18 protein-coding genes are annotated in these 17,060 nt (G+C 73.2%); 6 read left to right on the forward strand and 12 right to left on the reverse strand.

Annotation, left to right across the window (positions count from 1 at the left end):
* Window positions 1-21: 21 nt before the first annotated feature.
* The 3 genes from ACFYM2_RS17340 to ACFYM2_RS17350 all read right to left on the reverse strand — a co-directional run bounded on the left by ACFYM2_RS17340 (window position 22) and on the right by ACFYM2_RS17350 (window position 2,305).
* Window positions 22-444 carry a ribonuclease domain-containing protein gene (locus ACFYM2_RS17340; RefSeq protein ID WP_388837036.1) on the reverse strand — a complete coding sequence of 141 codons (423 nt, stop codon included), beginning with the start codon at window positions 442-444 and terminating at the stop codon, window positions 22-24.
* Window positions 445-587: 143 nt separating this feature from the next.
* Window positions 588-1,502 (reverse strand): SDR family oxidoreductase, encoded by a 915-nt coding sequence (locus ACFYM2_RS17345; protein WP_388837039.1) that lies wholly within the window; start codon window positions 1,500-1,502, stop codon window positions 588-590.
* Window positions 1,499-2,305, reverse strand: coding sequence for an SDR family oxidoreductase (locus ACFYM2_RS17350; RefSeq protein ID WP_359006418.1), 807 nt, complete (start codon window positions 2,303-2,305; stop codon window positions 1,499-1,501). The genes ACFYM2_RS17345 and ACFYM2_RS17350 overlap by 4 nt, the downstream gene beginning before the upstream one ends.
* Before the next feature lie 55 nt (window positions 2,306-2,360).
* Here ACFYM2_RS17350 and ACFYM2_RS17355 point away from each other — a divergent pair, with 55 nt between their 5' ends.
* From ACFYM2_RS17355 to ACFYM2_RS17370, 4 genes are all read left to right on the forward strand, one after another.
* Window positions 2,361-3,194 carry an enoyl-CoA hydratase family protein gene (locus tag ACFYM2_RS17355; protein ID WP_388837042.1) on the forward strand — a complete coding sequence of 278 codons (834 nt, stop codon included), beginning with the start codon at window positions 2,361-2,363 and terminating at the stop codon, window positions 3,192-3,194.
* Window positions 3,191-4,039 carry a CoA-transferase gene (locus ACFYM2_RS17360; protein ID WP_359006391.1) on the forward strand — a complete coding sequence of 283 codons (849 nt, stop codon included), beginning with the start codon at window positions 3,191-3,193 and terminating at the stop codon, window positions 4,037-4,039. The genes ACFYM2_RS17355 and ACFYM2_RS17360 overlap by 4 nt, the downstream gene beginning before the upstream one ends.
* The gene (locus tag ACFYM2_RS17365) at window positions 4,036-4,782 is read left to right on the forward strand and encodes a CoA-transferase (RefSeq protein ID WP_359006394.1); all 747 of its coding nucleotides are present in this window, start codon (window positions 4,036-4,038) and stop codon (window positions 4,780-4,782) included. The genes ACFYM2_RS17360 and ACFYM2_RS17365 overlap by 4 nt, the downstream gene beginning before the upstream one ends.
* Window positions 4,783-4,865: 83 nt before the next feature.
* The gene (locus tag ACFYM2_RS17370; protein ID WP_388837146.1) at window positions 4,866-5,948 is read left to right on the forward strand and encodes an NAD(P)H-dependent flavin oxidoreductase; all 1,083 of its coding nucleotides are present in this window, start codon (window positions 4,866-4,868) and stop codon (window positions 5,946-5,948) included.
* Between the two features lie 644 nt (window positions 5,949-6,592).
* Here the strand turns inward: ACFYM2_RS17370 and ACFYM2_RS17375 are convergent.
* From ACFYM2_RS17375 to ACFYM2_RS17395, 5 genes are all read right to left on the reverse strand, one after another.
* Window positions 6,593-8,287, reverse strand: coding sequence for a DEAD/DEAH box helicase (locus ACFYM2_RS17375; RefSeq protein WP_388837045.1), 1,695 nt, complete (start codon window positions 8,285-8,287; stop codon window positions 6,593-6,595).
* A gap of 122 nt (window positions 8,288-8,409) precedes the next feature.
* Window positions 8,410-8,613, reverse strand: coding sequence for a cold-shock protein (locus tag ACFYM2_RS17380; protein WP_030794464.1), 204 nt, complete (start codon window positions 8,611-8,613; stop codon window positions 8,410-8,412).
* Window positions 8,614-8,838: 225 nt separating this feature from the next.
* Window positions 8,839-9,996: an acetyl-CoA C-acetyltransferase gene (locus ACFYM2_RS17385; protein ID WP_388837048.1), complete on the reverse strand. Its 1,158-nt coding sequence runs from the start codon at window positions 9,994-9,996 to the stop codon at window positions 8,839-8,841.
* A 48-nt stretch (window positions 9,997-10,044) separates the two neighbouring features.
* A complete protein-coding gene (locus ACFYM2_RS17390) occupies window positions 10,045-10,659 on the reverse strand; it encodes a TetR/AcrR family transcriptional regulator (RefSeq protein WP_359006403.1) in 615 nt (204 codons plus the stop codon).
* A gap of 25 nt (window positions 10,660-10,684) precedes the next feature.
* Window positions 10,685-11,497: an SDR family oxidoreductase gene (locus ACFYM2_RS17395; protein ID WP_359006406.1), complete on the reverse strand. Its 813-nt coding sequence runs from the start codon at window positions 11,495-11,497 to the stop codon at window positions 10,685-10,687.
* A 51-nt stretch (window positions 11,498-11,548) separates the two neighbouring features.
* Here ACFYM2_RS17395 and ACFYM2_RS17400 point away from each other — a divergent pair, with 51 nt between their 5' ends.
* Together ACFYM2_RS17400 and ACFYM2_RS17405 are read left to right on the forward strand one after the other, a co-directional pair.
* On the forward strand, window positions 11,549-12,718 hold the full coding sequence (locus tag ACFYM2_RS17400) for an acyl-CoA dehydrogenase family protein (protein WP_359006409.1): 1,170 nt from the start codon (window positions 11,549-11,551) through the stop codon (window positions 12,716-12,718).
* Window positions 12,715-13,731, forward strand: a complete 1,017-nt coding sequence (locus ACFYM2_RS17405; RefSeq protein ID WP_388837052.1) for an acyl-CoA dehydrogenase family protein — start codon at window positions 12,715-12,717, stop codon at window positions 13,729-13,731. The genes ACFYM2_RS17400 and ACFYM2_RS17405 overlap by 4 nt, the downstream gene beginning before the upstream one ends.
* Before the next feature lie 3 nt (window positions 13,732-13,734).
* On the opposite strand, the gene ACFYM2_RS17410 is transcribed toward ACFYM2_RS17405, so the two are convergent.
* The 4 genes from ACFYM2_RS17410 to ACFYM2_RS17425 all read right to left on the reverse strand — a co-directional run bounded on the left by ACFYM2_RS17410 (window position 13,735) and on the right by ACFYM2_RS17425 (window position 16,897).
* On the reverse strand, window positions 13,735-14,454 hold the full coding sequence (locus tag ACFYM2_RS17410; RefSeq protein WP_388837055.1) for an SDR family oxidoreductase: 720 nt from the start codon (window positions 14,452-14,454) through the stop codon (window positions 13,735-13,737).
* Window positions 14,455-14,899: 445 nt separating this feature from the next.
* Window positions 14,900-15,466, reverse strand: coding sequence for a HutD family protein (locus ACFYM2_RS17415; RefSeq protein WP_388837058.1), 567 nt, complete (start codon window positions 15,464-15,466; stop codon window positions 14,900-14,902).
* Complete coding sequence (locus tag ACFYM2_RS17420; protein ID WP_388457230.1) at window positions 15,463-16,182, reverse strand: vWA domain-containing protein; 720 nt, start codon at window positions 16,180-16,182, stop codon at window positions 15,463-15,465. The genes ACFYM2_RS17415 and ACFYM2_RS17420 overlap by 4 nt, the downstream gene beginning before the upstream one ends.
* Before the next feature lie 91 nt (window positions 16,183-16,273).
* Window positions 16,274-16,897, reverse strand: a complete 624-nt coding sequence (locus ACFYM2_RS17425; RefSeq protein WP_350229764.1) for a LysE family translocator — start codon at window positions 16,895-16,897, stop codon at window positions 16,274-16,276.
* Between the last annotated feature and the right edge of the window lie 163 nt (window positions 16,898-17,060).

Consider the following 17,060-nt stretch of genomic DNA (forward strand, 5'->3'; position numbering starts at 1 on the left):
GACGGATGGGGTGGGGGCGGCTCAGCAGCCGAAGTCGACCAGGCGGAACGTGGCGTAGTGGTCGGCGGTGTAGTAGTCCTCCTGGGACTGCTCGCCGGTGATGATCCGGCGGGTGCCGCGGGTCGGGGCGCCCGGGGTGATCACCGTGTACTCGTGGTAGTAGCCGTTGCTCTCCTGGGGCAGTACGCCTTCGCGGTTCTGGAAGACGACACCGTCCTGGGAGTACGGGAAGGGGCCGCCCTGGTCGATGAGGTCCAGGGTGTCGTGCGCCTGCGAGGGCAGCGTCGAATAACAGACACTGCCGACCGAACGCACGGACACGGAGGCCGTCACGTGGGCGGTCGCGGGGGCGGCGGACGCGGTGGTGACGGCGGGTCCCGCGAGGAGCGCGAGGGCCGCCGTCGCGGCGCCGGCCAGGGCCTTGAAGCGTGGGGGGATCGTCATGAGCCCCATGGTGACGCGCGTAGAGCATCGCCTTCAACGCCAACTCCGTTGATTTTTCCACTTGTTCACCCGGCCCGACCGGTGCGTCACAAACAAGCCACGGTGGGTTAAGCCGTACGCAACCCCGGCTCGTCCGCTCCCCCCTACCGCGACCCGTACACCGCCCCCGGCCGCTCGGCGCGCGCGAGGAGTTCCAGGGCCGCCTCGCCGGCCTCCCGCGCGCTCCAGCGGGCCCCCTTGTCGCGGGTGGGCCCGGGGCGCCAGCCCTCCATCACCGTGATGCGGCCCGCCTCCGCCTCGAAGACCCGGCCCGTGACGCCCTCGCACGCCGCCGAGCCCAGCCACACCACCAGGGGTGAGACGTTCTCCGGTGCCATCGCGTCGAAGGCGCCCGCCCCGCCGGGCGCCGCCATCGCCTGTGCGAACGTGCCCTCGGTCATCCGGGTGCGGGCCGCCGGGGCGATCGCGTTGACCTGGACGCCGTAGCGGCCCAGTTCGGCGGCCGCGACCAGGGTCAGGCCCACGATCCCCGCCTTCGCGGCGCTGTAGTTGCCCTGCCCCACCGAGCCCAGCAGTCCGGCTCCCGAGCTGGTGTTGACCACGCGCGCGGCCACCTCGCGGCCCGCTTTCACCTCGGCGCGCCAGTGCGCGGCGGCGTGCTTCAGGGGCAGGAAGTGGCCTTTGAGGTGGACCCGCATCACGGCGTCCCAGTCGTCCTCGTCCAGGTTGACCAGGGTGCGGTCGCGCAGGAACCCGGCGTTGTTGACCAGGGTGTGCAGCGCGCCGAAGGCGTCCAGGGCGCTCGCGACGAGGGAGGCCGCGCCCTCGGTCGTGGCGATGTCGCCGCCGTGCGCGATCGCCTCGCCGCCCGCCGCGCGGATCTCCTCGACCACCGCCTGGGCGGGGCCCCGCGAGCCGCCCGCGCCGTCGAGTGCGACCCCCAGGTCGTTGACGACCACCCGCGCCCCCTGCTCGGCGAAGGCGAGGGCGTGGGCGCGCCCGAGCCCCCGTCCCGCGCCGGTCACGATCACGACCCGGCCCTCGCACAGTCTGCTCATCTTCCGTCTCCTTCAGGCTTGTTGGCCGGCCGGTCGGCCGGTGCGCGCTGGTTGACCGTGGCCGCGGCCAGGAACGCCGGGCTCTCGCCACCGCCATGGACCAGGAGGGACGCGCCGCTGATGTAGGACGCGCTCGCGGAGGCGAGGAAGACGGCCGCCGCGCCGACCTCGCCGGGTTCGGCCAGCCGGCCGAGCGGCACGGTCGCGCCCACCCGCGCCAGGCCTTCGCCGTCGCCGTAGTGCAGCGCGCTCAGCTCGGTGCGGACCATGCCGAGGACCAGGGTGTTGACGCGGACCTCGGGCGCCCACTCCACCGCCATCGAGCGGGCCAGGCTCTCCAGGCCGGCCTTCGCCGCGCCGTAGGCCGCCGTGCCCGGCGATGGCCGCGTCCCGCTCACGCTGCCGATCATCACGACCGACCCGCGCGCCCGGCGCAGATGGGGCCTGGCCGCGAGCGACGCCGTGAGCGGGGCGGTCAGATTGAGCTCCACGACGCGGGCGTGGCGCTCGGCCTCGGACTCCTCCAGCAGCCGGTGGGGCGTGCCGCCCGCGTTGTTGACCAGCGTGTCAAGGCGCCCCATGTCGGCCGCGACCGCCGCGAAGAAGGCCCGTACGGCGTCGGGGTCGCGCAGGTCCAGCGGGCGGAACTCGGCGGTGCGGCCGCCGTGTTGGACCGGGGTGTCGGGCGGTCTTCGGGCGCAGACCACGACGTCCGCGCCCGCCGCGAGGAACGCCTTCGCGATCCCCGCGCCCACGCCCCGGGTACCTCCGGTGACGACGACCGCCTTCCCGGTCAGCTCCATCCGCGCTACCTTCCTCACCTAACAAACGTTTGGTGGAAAGGTAGCTGATCCGCCCATGGGTGTCTCCACCGCGAAACCTGGTCAGGGCCTGTGCCTGGTCACCGTCGACTTCCCACCCGTCAACGCCCTTCCCGTACAGGGCTGGTACGACCTCGCCGACGCGGTCCGCGCCGCCAGCCGCGATCCGGGAACCCGCTGTGTGGTGCTCGCCGCCGAGGGGCGCGGCTTCAACGCGGGCGTCGACATCAAGGAGCTGCGGCGCGACCCGGGCCGGGCGGCCCTCATCGGCGCGAACCGGGGCTGCTTCGAGGCGTTCGCCGCGGTGTACGAGTGCGAGGTGCCGGTCGTCGCGGCGGTCGGCGGGTTCTGTCTGGGCGGCGGGATCGGCCTGGCCGGCAATGCGGACGCGATCGTGGCGAGTGAGGACGCCGTCTTCGGCCTGCCCGAGCTGGACCGGGGCGCACTGGGCGCCGCCACCCACCTGGCCCGCCTGGTCCCGGCCCACCTGATGCGCGTCCTTTACTACACCGCGCGCACGGTGACGGCGGCCGAGCTGCATGCCCACGGCTCGGTGTGGAAGGTCGTCCCGCGCGATCGACTGATGGACGCGGCGCTGGAGTTGGCGGCGGAGATCGCCCGCAAGGACGGCACGCTCATCCGGCTGGCGAAGGCCGCCATCAACGGGATCGACCCGGTGGACGTACGCCGCAGCTACCGCTTCGAGCAGGGTTTCACCTTCGAGGCGGCCCTGGAGGGCGCCGGCGACCGCGTCCGGGACACGTTCGGGGCGGGTGGCTCCGGGGCGGCGCGGGCCACGGAGCCGTCCGGCGCGGCTCCCGGCGCTCCGGCGCGGGCCGATGGCGCAGAAGCCGAGGAGGCCCGCTCGTGAGAGACAAGACCATGACGCCCGAGGAGGTCGTCGCGCGGCTGCGCAGCGGCATGACCCTCGGCATCGGCGGCTGGGGCTCGCGCCGCAAACCCATGGCGCTGGTCCGGGCCCTGCTGCGCTCCCCCGTCACCGACCTCACCGTGATCTCCTGCGGCGGACCCGACGTCGGCATGCTCGCCGCGGCCGGCCGGATCCGCAAGCTGGTCGCGCCCTTCGTCACGCTCGACTCGATCCCCCTCGAGCCGAACTTCCGCGCGGCGCGCGAGGCCGGGACCCTTGAGCTGATGGAGGTGGACGAGGCGATGTTCCTGTGGGGACTGCGGGCCGCCGCCCACCGGCTGCCGTTCCTGCCGGTCCGCGCGGGCATCGGCTCGGACGTGATGCGGGTCAACCCGGCGCTGCGTACGGTCACTTCGCCCTACGAGGACGGCGAGGCGTTCGTGGCGATGCCCGCTTTGCGCATGGACGTGGCGTTCGTCCACCTCAATCGCGCCGACCGGTTCGGCAACGGCCAGTACCTGGGCCCCGACCCCTACTTCGACGACCTGTTCTGCGAGGCCGCCGACAGCGCGTACCTCTCCTGCGAGCGCATCGTGGACGACTTCCGCGCCGCCGTCCCGCAGACGCTGCTGGTGGCGCGGCACGCGGTCACCGGCGTCGTGGAGTGTCCCGGCGGCGCCCACTTCACCTCCTGCGCCCCCGACTACGGCCGGGACGAGGCCCTTCAGAAGCTGTACGCGACCACGCCCTGGCCCCAGTTCGCGCGGCGCTACCTTTCCGGGCCCGACGAGAAGGCGCCCCGCCGGCCGGTCGCGCGGGGCCCGTACGAGCAGGAGGCGACATGACGGCGGACACCGCGCGCGTGACCCGCGCCGAGTACTGCGTGATCGCCTGCGCCGAGGCCTGGCGCGACAACGGGGAAGTCCTCGCCAGCCCCATGGGCCCGGTCCCCTCCATCGCCGCCCGGCTGGCCCGGCGGACCTTCTCACCCGATCTGCTGCTCACCGACGGCGAGGCGATGCTGGTGGGGCCGGACGGCGAAACCGAGGGCTGGCTGCCCTACCGCAGGCATCTGGACCTGGTCACCGGCGGGCGGCGGCACGTCATGATGGGGGCGAGCCAGATCGACCGGTTCGGCAATCAGAACATCTCCTGCGTCGGCGACTGGTCACGGCCCCGGCGCCAGCTCCTCGGGGTGCGCGGCGCCCCCGTCAACTCCCTGAACCATCCGGTCAGTTACTGGGTGCCCCGGCACTCGCGCCGGGTCTTCGTGCCGAAGGTCGACATGGTCTGCGGGGTCGGCTACGACAGCGCGGCGGCCGCCGGTTCCTTCGCGACCCGCTTCCACCGCATCCCGCGCGTCGTGAGCGACCTCGGCGTCTTCGACTTCGGTACGCGCGACCACGCGATGCGGCTGGTGTCGCTGCATCCGGGGGTCACCGCCGACGAGGTGCGTGAGGCGACGGCGTTCGAGCTGGCCGGGCTCGACGACCCGGCGTTCACGCGGGAGCCGAGCGCCGAGGAGCTGCGGCTGCTCCGCGAGGTCATCGATCCGGACGGGCTGCGCGAACGCGAGGTCGGGCCGTGACGCCCGGGGCCGCCGGGATGCCCGGGCCTGCCGGGACGCCCCGACCCGCCGGGACGCCGGGCCTACTAGCCGTGGAGCCCCGTATCCACACGGCGCTGACGGAGCTCACCGGGGTGCGGCATCCGCTCGTGCAGAGCGGCATGGGCTGGGTCGCGGGCCCCCGCCTGGTGTCGGCCGCCGCCGACGCGGGCGCCCTCGGCATCCTGGCCTCCGCGACGATGACGACCGGCGAACTGCGCCGCGCGGTACGGGAGGTCGCCTCCCGTACGGATCAGCCGTTCGGGGTCAACCTGCGGGCCGACGCCGGCGACGCGCGCGAGCGGGTACGGATCATCATTGAGGAAGGCGTGCGCGTGGCGTCCTTCGCGCTCGCCCCCTCCCGCGCGCTCATCGCCGAGCTCAAGGACGCGGGCGTCGTGGTGATCCCCTCCGTCGGCGCCCGGCGGCACGCGGAGAAGGTCGCGGCGTGGGGCGCGGACGCGGTGATCGTCCAGGGCGGCGAGGGCGGCGGCCACACGGGGGAGGTGGCAACCACCGTGCTGCTGCCGCAGGTTGTGGACGCGGTGGACATCCCGGTGATCGCGGCGGGCGGCTTCTTCGACGGGCGGGGCCTGGTGGCGGCGCTCGCGTACGGGGCGGCGGGCATCGCGATGGGCACGCGCTTCCTGCTGACCTCCGACTCGACGGTCCCCGACGCGGTGAAGGCGCGCTATCTGGCGGCCACGGTCAACGACGTCACGGTGACCCGGGCCGTGGACGGTCTGCCGCACCGCATGCTGCGCACGGAGCTGGTGGCGTTGCTGGAGGGGGCCGGGCGCGCCCGGGCTCTCGCGCATGCGCTGCGCCGGGCGTCCGGCTTCCGGAAGATCTCCGGGCTGAGCTGGGCGCGGCTGGTCAGGGACGGCCTGGCGGCCAAGCACGGCAAGGACTTGACGTGGAGTCAGACGCTGCTCGCGGCGAATGCGCCGATGCTGTTGCGGGCGTCCATGGTCGAGGGCCGCACCGACCTCGGGGTGATGGCCTCCGGCCAGGTCGCCGGGGTGATCGAGGATCTGCCCAGCTGCGCGGAGCTCATCACCCGGGTGATGGCGGAGGCGTCGTCCACGCTGAGTACCCTGCCCCGGCCCTGTTCAGGGGGTGCGGGGGGTTTGAGCGGGGCTGAGTGAAGCGGCGTGCGGGTGCGGGCCGGATGCTTCTGGCCGTCCTCGGCCCGCAGGCCGTGCGGGGCTGGGCCATAGCCCCGTGCGGGTGCGGGTCGGCTTTGCCTGGCTGTCCTCGGCCTGCGGGCCGTGCGGGGCTGGGCCATAGCCCCGTGCGGGTGCGGGTTGGCTTTGCCTGGCCCGTCCCCGGCCTGCGGGCCGAGTGTGGCTGGGCGCGCAGTTCCCCGCGCCCCTGACGGGGCTGGGCTCCAGCCCCCTGCGGGTGCAAGCCGGATTTTGCCTGGCCGTCCTCGATCTGCGGGCCGAGTGTGGCCGGGCGCGCAGTTCCCCGCGCCCCTGACGGGGCTGGGGCCCCAGCCCCCTGCGGGTGCAAGCCGGATTTTGCCTGGCCGTCCTCGATCTGCGGGCCGAGTGTGGCCGGGCGCGCAGTTCCCCGCGCCCCTGGCAGGGCCGGGCTTCAGCCCCGTGCGGGTGCAGGCCCGCTTTGCCTGGCCGTCCTCGGCCTGCGGGCCGTGCGGGGCTGCGCGCGCAGTTCCCCGCGCCCCTGGCGCCCCTGCGGGGCTGGGGCGTGATGGTTTCCCGTGCCCCAGCCTTGTGGTCGCGTACTCATACCCCCGGCGGGTTTCGGGGAGGGGCGGGTGGGGGAAAAGTTAGCCCCGGCCCGTGCCGCCCTGGCCTCGCCCTCGGCCGCCCTGGCCACGCGCGGTACCGCCCTGGCCACGCGCACCGCCGCCCTGCGCACGGGACGCGCCGCTTGCCTGGGTGCGGGACGCGGCGCCCTGGGTGCGGGGCGTGCCGGTCTGGGTGCGGGACGTGGCTCCCTGCTGGGTGCGGGAGGTGCTGCCCGTCGTGCGGGGCGTGCCGGTTTGTCCGCGGGCGGAGCCGGCGCGCGGCGCCGCGCCGTCGGGGCGGGGGCCGCGGCGGGAGCGGCTGCGGCCGCCGGTGGAGGCCCGCTTCGGTTCGGGCTGGGGCGGGACCTCGATGACCACCGGAACCCCGGACGGCTCGCGCGCCCCCGTCAGCCGCGCCAGCTCCTGCGAGCTGGACTTGATCTCGGCCGTGCTGGGACGGATCCCGGCGAACGACATGAGCTTGGCCATCTCGCGCTTCTCGTCGGGCAGGACGAGCGTGACGACGCTGCCCGACTCGCCGGCCCGCGCGGTGCGCCCACCGCGGTGCAGGTAGTCCTTGTGGTCGGTGGGCGGGTCCACGTTGACCACGAGGTCGAGGTCGTCGACGTGGATGCCGCGCGCCGCCACGTTCGTCGCGATCAGCGCGGTGACCAGCCCGTTCTTGAACTGGTCCAGCGTGCGGTTGCGCTGCGGCTGGGAACGCCCGCCGTGCAGCCCCGCCGCCCTGACCCCGCTCGCGAGCAGCCGCTTGACCAGCCGGTCCACGGAGCGCTTGGTGTCGAGGAACATGATCACGCGGCCGTCGCGCGCCGCGATGCGCGTGGTGACGGCCTTCTTGTCGGTCTCGTCCATGACGTACAGGACGTGGTGTTCCATCGTGGTGACCGCGCCGGCCGACGGGTCGACGGAGTGCACCACCGGGTCGGTGAGGAACATCCGCACCAGGCGGTCGATGTTGGCGTCCAGCGTCGCCGAGAAGAGCATGCGCTGGCCGTCCGGCTCGACCTGCTTGAGCAGCGCGGTGACCTGCGGCATGAAGCCCATGTCGGCCATCTGGTCGGCCTCGTCGAGAACGGTGACGCTCACGTTCTCCAGGGAGCAGTCGCCCCGCTCTATGAGGTCCTTGAGGCGGCCCGGCGTGGCCACGACGACCTCGGCGCCGCGGCGCAGCGCGTTCGCCTGCTTGGTGAGGGAGAGGCCGCCGACGACGGTGGTGAGGCGGAGGTTGACCGCGGTCGCGTACGGCGTGAGCGCGTCGGTGACCTGCTGGGCGAGCTCGCGGGTGGGCACCAGCACGAGCGCGAGGGGCGCGGTGGGCTCGGCGCGGCGGCCCGCGGTGCGCGCGAGCAGGGCGAGTCCGAAGGCGAGGGTCTTGCCGGAGCCGGTGCGGCCCCGGCCGAGGATGTCGCGTCCGGCCAGCGAGTTGGGCAGGGTGGCGCCCTGGATGGGGAAGGGCTCGCTCACACCTTGCGCGTCGAGCGTCTTGAGGAGCGCGGCGGGCATGTCCAGGTCGGCGAAGGCCTCGACGGCAGGCAGCGCGGGGGTGAGGGTTTCCGGCAGCGTGAATTCGCCCTGCGGCGCCGCCGCGCTCCGGCCCTTGGCGGACTTGGCGGACTTGGCGGCGGGTCGGCCGGACCCCTGACGGGCACCGGAACGTGCGCCGGCTCCGGCACCGGAACCCGCGCCGGAGCGCTTGCTGGTCATGCGCGTCATACGGTTTTTGCCTCCTGGGACAAGACAGCACAAGCCGGGACCCGCACCTGAGGGTGCGGGCCCCGGCTGCTAAATTCGCGAGCCACTGGATCCGTGGCTGCAAAATACGCCCTCGTCGGCGATCAGGCGGGGATGATGTTCTCCGCCTGGAGGCCCTTCTGGCCCTGGGTGACCTCGAAGGATACCTTCTGGCCCTCGAGGAGCTCACGGAAGCCGGAGGAGGCGATGTTGGAGTAGTGGGCGAAGACGTCGGGGCCGCCGCCGTCCTGCTCGATGAAGCCGAAGCCCTTTTCCGAGTTGAACCACTTCACGGTGCCAGTAGCCATGTCATTTCTCCTAAGACAGGGGCAGTTCCGGAAATCCGCGGAATTACGGATTCCTCGTCGCCGCATTGAGCCCATCCGGAGAAACCCGGAAAACAAATATGCGCCTGAGGAGCATTCCCGTCAGGCGCACATAAAGTATATGGGTACCAAAACTGCAACAGCCACCACGATAGCACGGCTGCCCCGGGGCCGTCCGTGGGGTAGGTCACGCGGGCGGGCGCTGCCTCACAGCCGCTCGATGATGGTCACGTTGGCCTGGCCGCCGCCCTCGCACATGGTTTGCAGACCGTAGCGGCCGCCGGTGCGTTCCAGTTCGTGCAGCAGGGTCGTCATCAGCTTCGCGCCGGTCGCGCCGAGCGGGTGGCCGAGCGCGATCGCGCCGCCGTTGACGTTGACCCGGGCCGGGTCGGCGCCGGTCTCCTTGAGCCAGGCGAGCACCACCGGCGCGAAGGCCTCGTTGATCTCGACGAGGTCGATGTCGTCGATCCTCAGGCCGGCCTTGCGCAGGGCGTGCGCGGTGGCGGGGATGGGCGCGGAGAGCATGCGGATCGGGTCCTCGCCGCGTACCGAGAGGTGGTGGACGCGGGCGCGGGGGGTGAGGCCGTGCTCGGCGACGGCGCGCTCGGAGGCGATGAGGAGGGCGGCCGCGCCGTCGGAGATCTGGGAGGAGCAGGCCGCGGTGATCGTGCCGCCCGCCATGACGGGTTTGAGGGCGGCCATCTTGGCCGAGGTGGTGTCCCTGCGCGGGCCCTCGTCGGTGGTGAGGGAGCCGTGGGCCACCGTCTCGCGCGTGAAGCGGCCCTCGTCGATGGCGGTGATCGCGCGCCGGTGCGAGCGCAGGGCGAACTCCTCCATGTCCTCGCGTGTGATGTGCCACCGCTCGGCGATGAGCTGGGCGCCGTGGAACTGGTCGACGGGCGCGTCCCCGTAGCGGGCGCGCCAGCCGAGGCTGCCGGCGAAGGGGCCCTGGGTCAGGCCCAGCGGTTCGGCGGCCCGGCGGGAGGCGAAGGCGATCGGGACCATCGACATGTTCTGGGTGCCGCCGGCCACCACCAGGTCCTGGGTGCCCGAGAGCACTCCTTGGGCCGCGAAGTGCAGGGCCTGCTGGGAGGAGCCGCACTGGCGGTCGACGGTGACGCCGGGGACCTCTTCGGGCAGCCCGGCCGCGAGCCAGGAGGTGCGGGCGATGTCGCCGGCCTGGGGGCCGACCGTGTCGAGGCAGCCGAACACGACGTCCTCGACGGCGGCCGGGTCGACGCCGGCGCGTTCGATGAGCGCCTTCAGTACGTGGGCGCCGAGGTCGGCGGGGTGGACGGCCGAGAGCGCTCCCCCGCGCCGGCCCACCGGGGTGCGTACCGCTTCGACGACGTAGGCCTCGGCCATGGCAACTCCCTTGATACAGAGGTCAGTTGGGTGCGTTCGGCGGTCCCGTCATGCGCGTACGGCGATTCCGTCAAGGACCATCGAGAGGTACTGGCGGGCGATCTCCTCCGGGCTGTGCAGGCCGCCGGGCCGGTACCAGGACGCGGCCACCCACACCGTGTCGCGCACGAAGCGGTAGGTGAGGCGGACGTCCAGGTCGGCGCGGAAGACCTGGGCCTCGACGCCCCGCTCCAGCGTCCCGAGCCAGGCCTTCTCGAACTTCTGCCGGGAGTCGGCCAGGTAGTGGAAGCGGGGCAGCGCGGCCAGGTGCCCGGACTCCTTCTGGTAGATCGCGACGGCCGGGCGGTGCCGGTCGATCTCCCGGAAGGACTCGGTGACCAGGGCCTCGATGGTCTCGCGCGGCCCGAGGCCGGAGGCGAGCACGGCGTCGTACCCCTCCCAGAGCTCGTTCAGGAAGGTCGCGAGGATTTCGTCGAGCATCGACTCCTTGGAGTCGAAGTGGTAGTAGAGGCTGCCCGCGAGCAGCCCCGCCTCGTCGGCGATGCGGCGCACGGTGGTGGCGTTGTAGCCGTGGGCGGCGAACACCTCGGCCGCCGTGGCCAGGAGTTCGCGCCTGCGCTCGGGCGAGGCGGCCACCTGCGTCTTCTTCTTGTTCGTCGGCACAGGATCCATTGTGCTGCTGCCGTCGCTAGGGGTGCTGGCTGCTGACGGAGACGACCTCGCCGGTCAGATACGAGGAGTAGCCGCTGGCGAGGAAGACGATGACGTTGGCGACCTCCCAGGGTTCGGCGTGGCGGCCGAACGCCTCGCGGGCGGTGAGCTCTTCGAGGAGTTCGGCGGAGGTCACCTTCACCAGGTGGGGGTGGAGGGCGAGGCTGGGCGCGACCGCGTTGACGCGTACGCCGTAGTCGGCGGCCTCGACGGCCGCGCAGCGGGTCAGGGCCATGACGCCGGCCTTGGCGGCGGCGTAGTGGGCCTGCCCGGCCTGGGCGCGCCAGCCGAGGACGGAGGCGTTGTTGACGATGACGCCGCCGCGACCGGTCTCCTTGAAGGCGCGCAGGGCGGCCCGGGTGCAGCGGAAGGTGCCGTTCAGGGTGACGTCGAGGACCTTGGCCCATTCCTGGTCGCTCATGTCGACGAGGGCGCGGGTGCCGCCGAGGCCCGCGTTGTTGACGACGATGTCGAGGCCGCCGTGTGCGCGGGCGGCCAGCGCGAAGAGGGCTCCGACCTGGTCCTCCTCGGTCACGTCGCAGGGCAGGGAGGCGACGCGGTGGGCGCCGAACGTCTCGGCGAGCGTCCGTTCGGTCTCCTTCAGGCGGCGGGCGTGGGCGTCGCCGATGACGACGCGGGCGCCCTCTTCGAGGAGCCTGCGGGCGGTGGCCCCGCCGATTCCGGCGCCGGCGGCGGCCGTGACGACGGCGGTGCGGCCGTCCAGGAGGCCGTGACCCGGCACGTACTGGGCCTTGCACGGAGCCTTGTGCTGAGCCTTGTTGTCCGTCACAGCGTCACGTTAACCTACCAAACACTTGTTAGGGAAGGATGTGCCGCGCCCATGGACCTGGATCCCACGCCGGAACAGGAGGCCTTCCGAGCCGAGGCGCGCGCCTGGCTCGCCGCGCACGTCCCCCGTGCCCCGCTGCCCTCGCTTGAGACCGAGGCGGGTTTCGCCGCGCACCGCGCCTGGGAGGCCGAACTCGCCGGTGACCGCTGGTCGGTGGTGTCCTGGCCCGAGGAGTACGGCGGGCGGGGCGCGACCCTCTTCGAGTGGCTGGCCTTCGAGGAGGAGTACTACGCGGCCGGCGCGCCCGGCCGGGTCTCGCAGAACGGCATCCATCTGCTCGCGCCCACCCTGTTCGACCACGCGAGCGCCGAGCAGCGGGCGCGGATCCTGCCCTCGATGGCGAGCGGCGCGACGGTCTGGGCGCAGGCCTGGTCGGAGCCGGAGGCCGGGTCCGACCTCGCGTCCCTGCGCTCCAAGGCGGTTCGCACGCACGGGGGTTGGCTGCTCTCGGGGCACAAGACGTGGTCGTCGCGGGCCGCGTTCGCCGACCGCGCCTTCGGGATCTTCCGTACGGATCCGGGGGCCGCCGAGCCGCACCAGGGCCTCACGTATCTGATGTTCGACCTGCGGGCGCCCGGCGTGAGCGTGCGCCCCATCGGCCGCCTCGACGGCAAGCCCGCCTTCGCCGAGCTCTTCCTCGACGACGTCTTCGTGCCGGAGAAGGACGTCATCGGCGAGCCCGGCGCGGGCTGGCGGATCGCCATGTCGGCCACCGGCAACGAGCGCGGCCTCATGCTGCGCTCCCCCGGCCGCTTCCTCGCCTCTGCGGCGCGCCTGGTGGACCTGTGGCGCGCGGCGGGCGACCCGGCGGACACCGCGCTGCGCGACCGGGTCGCGGACGCGGTGATCGGGGCGCGCGCCTACCAGCTCTTCACCTGCGCCCACGCCTGCCGGGTGGCGCGGGGCGAGTCCATCGGCGCGGAGTCCAGTCTGAACAAGGTGTTCTGGTCGGAGTACGACATCGCCCTGCACGAGTGCGCGCTCGACCTGCTCGGGCCGCTGGGCGAGCTGTCCGACGAGGCCGACGAGGCGCCCGCGCACGGGAGTTGGGCCGAGGGGCATCTGTTCTCGCTGGCCGGGCCGATCTACGCCGGGACCAACGAGATCCAGCGCGACATCATCGCCGAGCGGCTGCTCGGCCTTCCGAAGGGCCGCCGATGAGGTTCACGCCCACCGCGCAGCAGCGCGACTTCACGCGCTCCCTCGACGCGATGCTGAGCGCCGCGGACACGGCGGCCGCGGCGCGGGCCTGGGGCGCGGGGGACGCGGGCCCCGGCCGCGCGCTGTGGTCGCGGGTCGCCGGCGCCGGGGTGTTCGCGCTCGCGGCGCCCGAGGCGTACGAGGGGGCCGGGCCGTTGTCCGTCGAACTCGCCCTGGCCTTCGTGGAGTTGGGGCGGCACGCGGCGCCGGGCCCCTATGTGGAGACGGTGGCGGCGGCCGCCCTGCTGACCCGGCTCGCGCAGCTCGGCGACGAGGGTCTTGCCAAGCGGCTGCTGCCCTCGCTCGTGTCGGGCGCGTGCGTGGCGAGCGTGCGGTTTCCCGGCGCGGGCCCCTACGCGCTCGACGCGGACGCGGCGGACCTCGTCCTGGACGCCGCCCAGGACGCCGCGCTGGACACCGCCCCGGCCCCGGACGGCCCGCAGCTGCGGCTCGCGCCGGGCCACGGCGCCCCGCAGCCCTCGGCCGACCCCGCGCGGCGGCTGTCGCGTCCGCTGCCCGGGGGCGAACTCCTGGCATCCGGGCCGCTGTTGGGGGCGGCCCTTGAGTACGCCACCGTCTGGGCGCGGCTCGCGGCGGCCGGGCAGTGCATCGGGGTCGCCGAAGCGCTGCTCGGCCGGACCGTGGCGTACGTCAAGCAGCGCACCCAGTTCGGGGTGGCGGTCGGGTCCTTCCAGGCGGTCAAGCACCGGCTCGCGGACACGCTGGTCGCGGTGGAGTTCGCCCGGCCCCTGCTGTACGGGGCCGCGCTGCGTCTGGCGCCCGCCGACGTGGCCGCGGCGAAGGTGAGCGCGGGGGAGGCCGCGTACGCCGCCGCCCGCACGGCGCTGCGTCTGCACGGCGCGGTGGGCTACACCCAGGAGCTCGACCTGTCGCTCTGGCTGCGCAAGGCGCGTCCGCTCAAAAACGCGTGGGGTACGCCCGGGGAGTGCAGGGCGCTGGTCCTGGCGGGCTGAGCGTCAGTGGATCTGGCCGGTGGGGCGGATCACGACCTGGTTCACCTCGACCCCGGCCGGCTGCGCAAGGGCCCATACGATCGCCTCGGCCACCTGGTCGGGGGTCATCGCGGGGCCGCCCGGGACGACGCCGGTGGGGTGGCTCGACCAGAACGGGGTGTCCACGCGACCCGGGGCGACCAGGGTCACGCCTACGCCGGAGCCGGTGACCAGGACGCGGGTGTTCTCGGCGAGGGAGGTCAGCGCGCCCTTGGTCACGGAGTACATGTTGCCCGGGGTGTTCTTGATGCCGGCGGTGCTGCCCACCATCACGACGCGGCCGCCGCTCTCGGTGAGCGCGGGCAGCGCCGCCTTCACCAGGACGGCGGGGCCGAGCACGTTGACCAGGAGCATGTCGCGCCAGTGCGCGGGGTCGCCGTCGGCGAGGTTGTCGTGGGTGGAGAAACCGGCGTTGGCGACGACGTGGTCGAGCCGGCCGAACGTCTTGACCGTCTTTTGGACGGCGGCGTCGATCGAGGCGAAGTCGGTGGTGTCGGCGGCGAGCGCCAACAGCCGCTTCTCCGCGCCTTGTTCGGCCGCGAAGGCGTCGAGCTTGGCCTGGTCGCGGCCGGTGACGGCAAGCCGGTGTCCGGCGTCCAGGAGGCGTTTGGCGGTTGCGGCGCCGATGCCGGTGGCTCCGCCGGTGATGAGGGTGACGGGGGTGCGGTCGTGGTCGGTGTTCATGAACTCCCCTGGTTCGCGCGGGCGTTACGTACCCGGCGACTCTAGCCCGGGCCCCCGCACCCACCGGTTCGCGCAGTTCCCCGCGCCCCTGGGGGCCCACACGTGCGGGCCGCGTGCGGCTGAGCGCGCAGTTCCCCGCGCCCCTGACAGGCTTCACGTGCGGGCCGTGCGTGGCTGGTCGCGCAGTTCCCCGCGCCCCTGGCGGGGCTGGTGCTGACCCGTGGGCAATCCGGGGCAGGGTTCATGCCGGCCCAGCCAGGCAACCTCAGCCTGTCCGGCGATTGAGGACGAGGCCGTTCAGGCCGAACGGGGTCTGGGGCGGAGCCCCAGGGGCCCCGGCTGCGGACCGTGGTCGCTCCTCGCGCAGTTCCCCGCGCCCCTGGCGGGGCTGGGGCGGGCCAGCATGCGCATAGTCAGCCCGTCCGGCGATTGAGGACGGGGCCGGTCAGGGCGGACGGGGTGCGGGGCGGAGCCCCGGAGGTGGGGGGAGGGTGACCACGGCGGTGTGGCCTGCGGCACGTAGCTGTGTCGCGCACCCACCCGTCCGCACCGCGTCGTAGCGGGCGAGGCGTACGCCGGCGACGTCGGCGGGGGCGTCCAGCGCGACGATCAGCGCGGGGCCCACGACGCTCAGCTCGCCCCGTACGACGGCGACCGACGGCTCGGGGCACCCCCGGCGGAACATGACGTTGAAGTTGACGACGGGGCCGCCCAGGAGGCGGCAGTCGGTGGGGTCGTCACCGGGAAAGCGCTGGGGCACGAACGGCTCGTCCACCAGCCGGCGCCGGCCGCCCACCGTGAGGTCCATGCCGGCCCCCTCGACGACGGTGAGGATCCGGTCCACGCCCGGAAAGCCGGAGAAGGGGCCGCCCTCGCCGACGTCGGCGAGGGAGACCCGCCACTGGAAGTCCCCGGTCCCCGCGCCGTCGGGATGCGCGGCGATGCTCCGCGTCACCCCGCCCCCGTTCTTCCACGCCACCCTCACCCGCGCCGCGTCCCGCAACACCCTCACCGCACGATCCCTTCGGCCCGGGCCGAGCGCAGCCAGCGCGGGAACTCCCCCAGCAGCCGGTCGTACAGCTGGGCGTCCGTCATCCGGCGCGGGTCGCGGCCGGCGGCGAAGAACCCCGCGTTGTCCACGCGCCGTCGCGTGGGGACGGCCAGCTCGTCCAGGCGGCGCAGGAAGTCGAAGTGGTGGCCGCGCGGATCGCCGAACCCGATGAACTGCCAGAACATCGGGAGCGCGGCCGCCTTGCAGACGTAGGCCTCGGCCGCGAGACGGCTGCTGGGCCCCCCGTCCGTCTGGAAGACGACCAGCGCGGGAGCGCTCGCGCCGCTGTCCAGGTAGTGGTCGATCACCGCGTCCATCGCCACGTGGTAGTTGGTCCGCCCCATGTGGCCGAGGTTGGCCACGATCCGTTCGATGCGCCCCTGGTGGTTGTCCAGGGAGATCTCCGTCTCGGCGTCGAGGTCCGTGGAGAAGAACACCACCGGGACGCGGCCGTCGTCGTCGAGGTGGGCGGAGAGGCCCAGCACCCGGTCGGCGAGCTCTTGCACGCTGCCGTCCCTGAAGTAGGGCCGCATGGAGCCGGAGTGGTCGACGACCAGATAGACGGCCGCCGTCTCGTCGTCCAGGCCGTGCCGTTCCAGGGACGCGGCGGCGCTCTTGTAGAGGGAGACGAGCGCGGGCGCGGTCCGCTCCACTTGCTCCAGGGGCACGGTGGCCATGCGGCTTGTCTCCGTTCGCTCGCCCAGGGACGGGGCCGGTGTGCCGAGGTTACGCCACCTGGCAAGGGGCCAGGTGGCGCCCGCACCCCGGTCAGCGGGTGGCGGTGGCCAGTTTCAGGCCGAGGCCCACGAAGGCGACGGCGAAGGTACGCCGCATCCAGGCCAGCACCTTGGGCCGGGAGATGATGTGGTCCCGCACCCCGGCGGCGAACGCACCGTAGATCACGAAGACGACGAACGTCATGATCATGAACACGGCCGACAGCTCCAGCATCGGCGCCAACGACCCCGCGCTGTCCGCCGGGACGAACTGCGGCAGGAACGCCAGGAAGAACATGGACAGCTTCGGGTTGAGGAAGTTGATCAGAATGGCGGTCCCGGTGATCTGCGCGGATGACCGCTCCCGCTGCCCGCCGTCGCCTTCCGTGTCTATTCTCATCGCCCCCTTCTCCCGCACGGTCTGCCAGGCGAGGAAGAGCAGGTAGCCGACGCCGGCCCACTTGAAGCTCGCGAACGCCACGGCGCTGGTGTGCAGGATCGCGGCCAGGCCCGCGATCGCGGCGGCCAGGTGCGGCACGATCCCGAGCGTGCAGCCGAAGGCCGCCACGACCGACTTGCGAAAGCCCTGGGTCAGGCCGGTGCCGACGGTGTACACCGCGCCCGTTCCCGGCGAGACCACGATGATGAACGCGGTGATCAAGAACTCAACACTCATGAAGTGACGCTCCCTTGATGGGCAGTCAGTTCTGCCTGGTCATGTGCTGCCTGGTCATGTGTCGGCGTCACTCTGCCATCGCCACGCGCCGAGCGCCTTCACAGAACGCATCCTGGACACGCCGCGACGCCCGCCCAGTCGTCCGGTCGGGGACAGTGGGGCG

The organism is Streptomyces sp. NPDC006711 (genome assembly GCF_042869775.1).
Classification (GTDB): domain Bacteria; phylum Actinomycetota; class Actinomycetes; order Streptomycetales; family Streptomycetaceae; genus Streptomyces.

Excerpts from the sequence above, each read along its gene's own strand:
- ACFYM2_RS17340 (WP_388837036.1), bottom strand. The coding sequence starts at position 444 with ATGACGATCCCCCCACGCTTCAAGGCCCTGGCCGGCGCCGCGACGGCG.
- ACFYM2_RS17345 (WP_388837039.1), bottom strand. The coding sequence starts at position 1,502 with ATGAGCAGACTGTGCGAGGGCCGGGTCGTGATCGTGACCGGCGCGGGA.
- ACFYM2_RS17350 (WP_359006418.1), bottom strand. The coding sequence starts at position 2,305 with ATGGAGCTGACCGGGAAGGCGGTCGTCGTCACCGGAGGTACCCGGGGC.
- ACFYM2_RS17355 (WP_388837042.1), top strand. The coding sequence starts at position 2,361 with ATGGGTGTCTCCACCGCGAAACCTGGTCAGGGCCTGTGCCTGGTCACC.
- ACFYM2_RS17365 (WP_359006394.1), top strand. The coding sequence starts at position 4,036 with ATGACGGCGGACACCGCGCGCGTGACCCGCGCCGAGTACTGCGTGATC.
- ACFYM2_RS17375 (WP_388837045.1), bottom strand. The coding sequence starts at position 8,287 with ATGACGCGCATGACCAGCAAGCGCTCCGGCGCGGGTTCCGGTGCCGGA.
- ACFYM2_RS17380 (WP_030794464.1), bottom strand. The coding sequence starts at position 8,613 with ATGGCTACTGGCACCGTGAAGTGGTTCAACTCGGAAAAGGGCTTCGGC.
- ACFYM2_RS17385 (WP_388837048.1), bottom strand. The coding sequence starts at position 9,996 with ATGGCCGAGGCCTACGTCGTCGAAGCGGTACGCACCCCGGTGGGCCGG.
- ACFYM2_RS17400 (WP_359006409.1), top strand. The coding sequence starts at position 11,549 with ATGGACCTGGATCCCACGCCGGAACAGGAGGCCTTCCGAGCCGAGGCG.
- ACFYM2_RS17405 (WP_388837052.1), top strand. The coding sequence starts at position 12,715 with ATGAGGTTCACGCCCACCGCGCAGCAGCGCGACTTCACGCGCTCCCTC.
- ACFYM2_RS17410 (WP_388837055.1), bottom strand. The coding sequence starts at position 14,454 with ATGAACACCGACCACGACCGCACCCCCGTCACCCTCATCACCGGCGGA.
- ACFYM2_RS17420 (WP_388457230.1), bottom strand. The coding sequence starts at position 16,182 with ATGGCCACCGTGCCCCTGGAGCAAGTGGAGCGGACCGCGCCCGCGCTC.
- ACFYM2_RS17425 (WP_350229764.1), bottom strand. The coding sequence starts at position 16,897 with ATGAGTGTTGAGTTCTTGATCACCGCGTTCATCATCGTGGTCTCGCCG.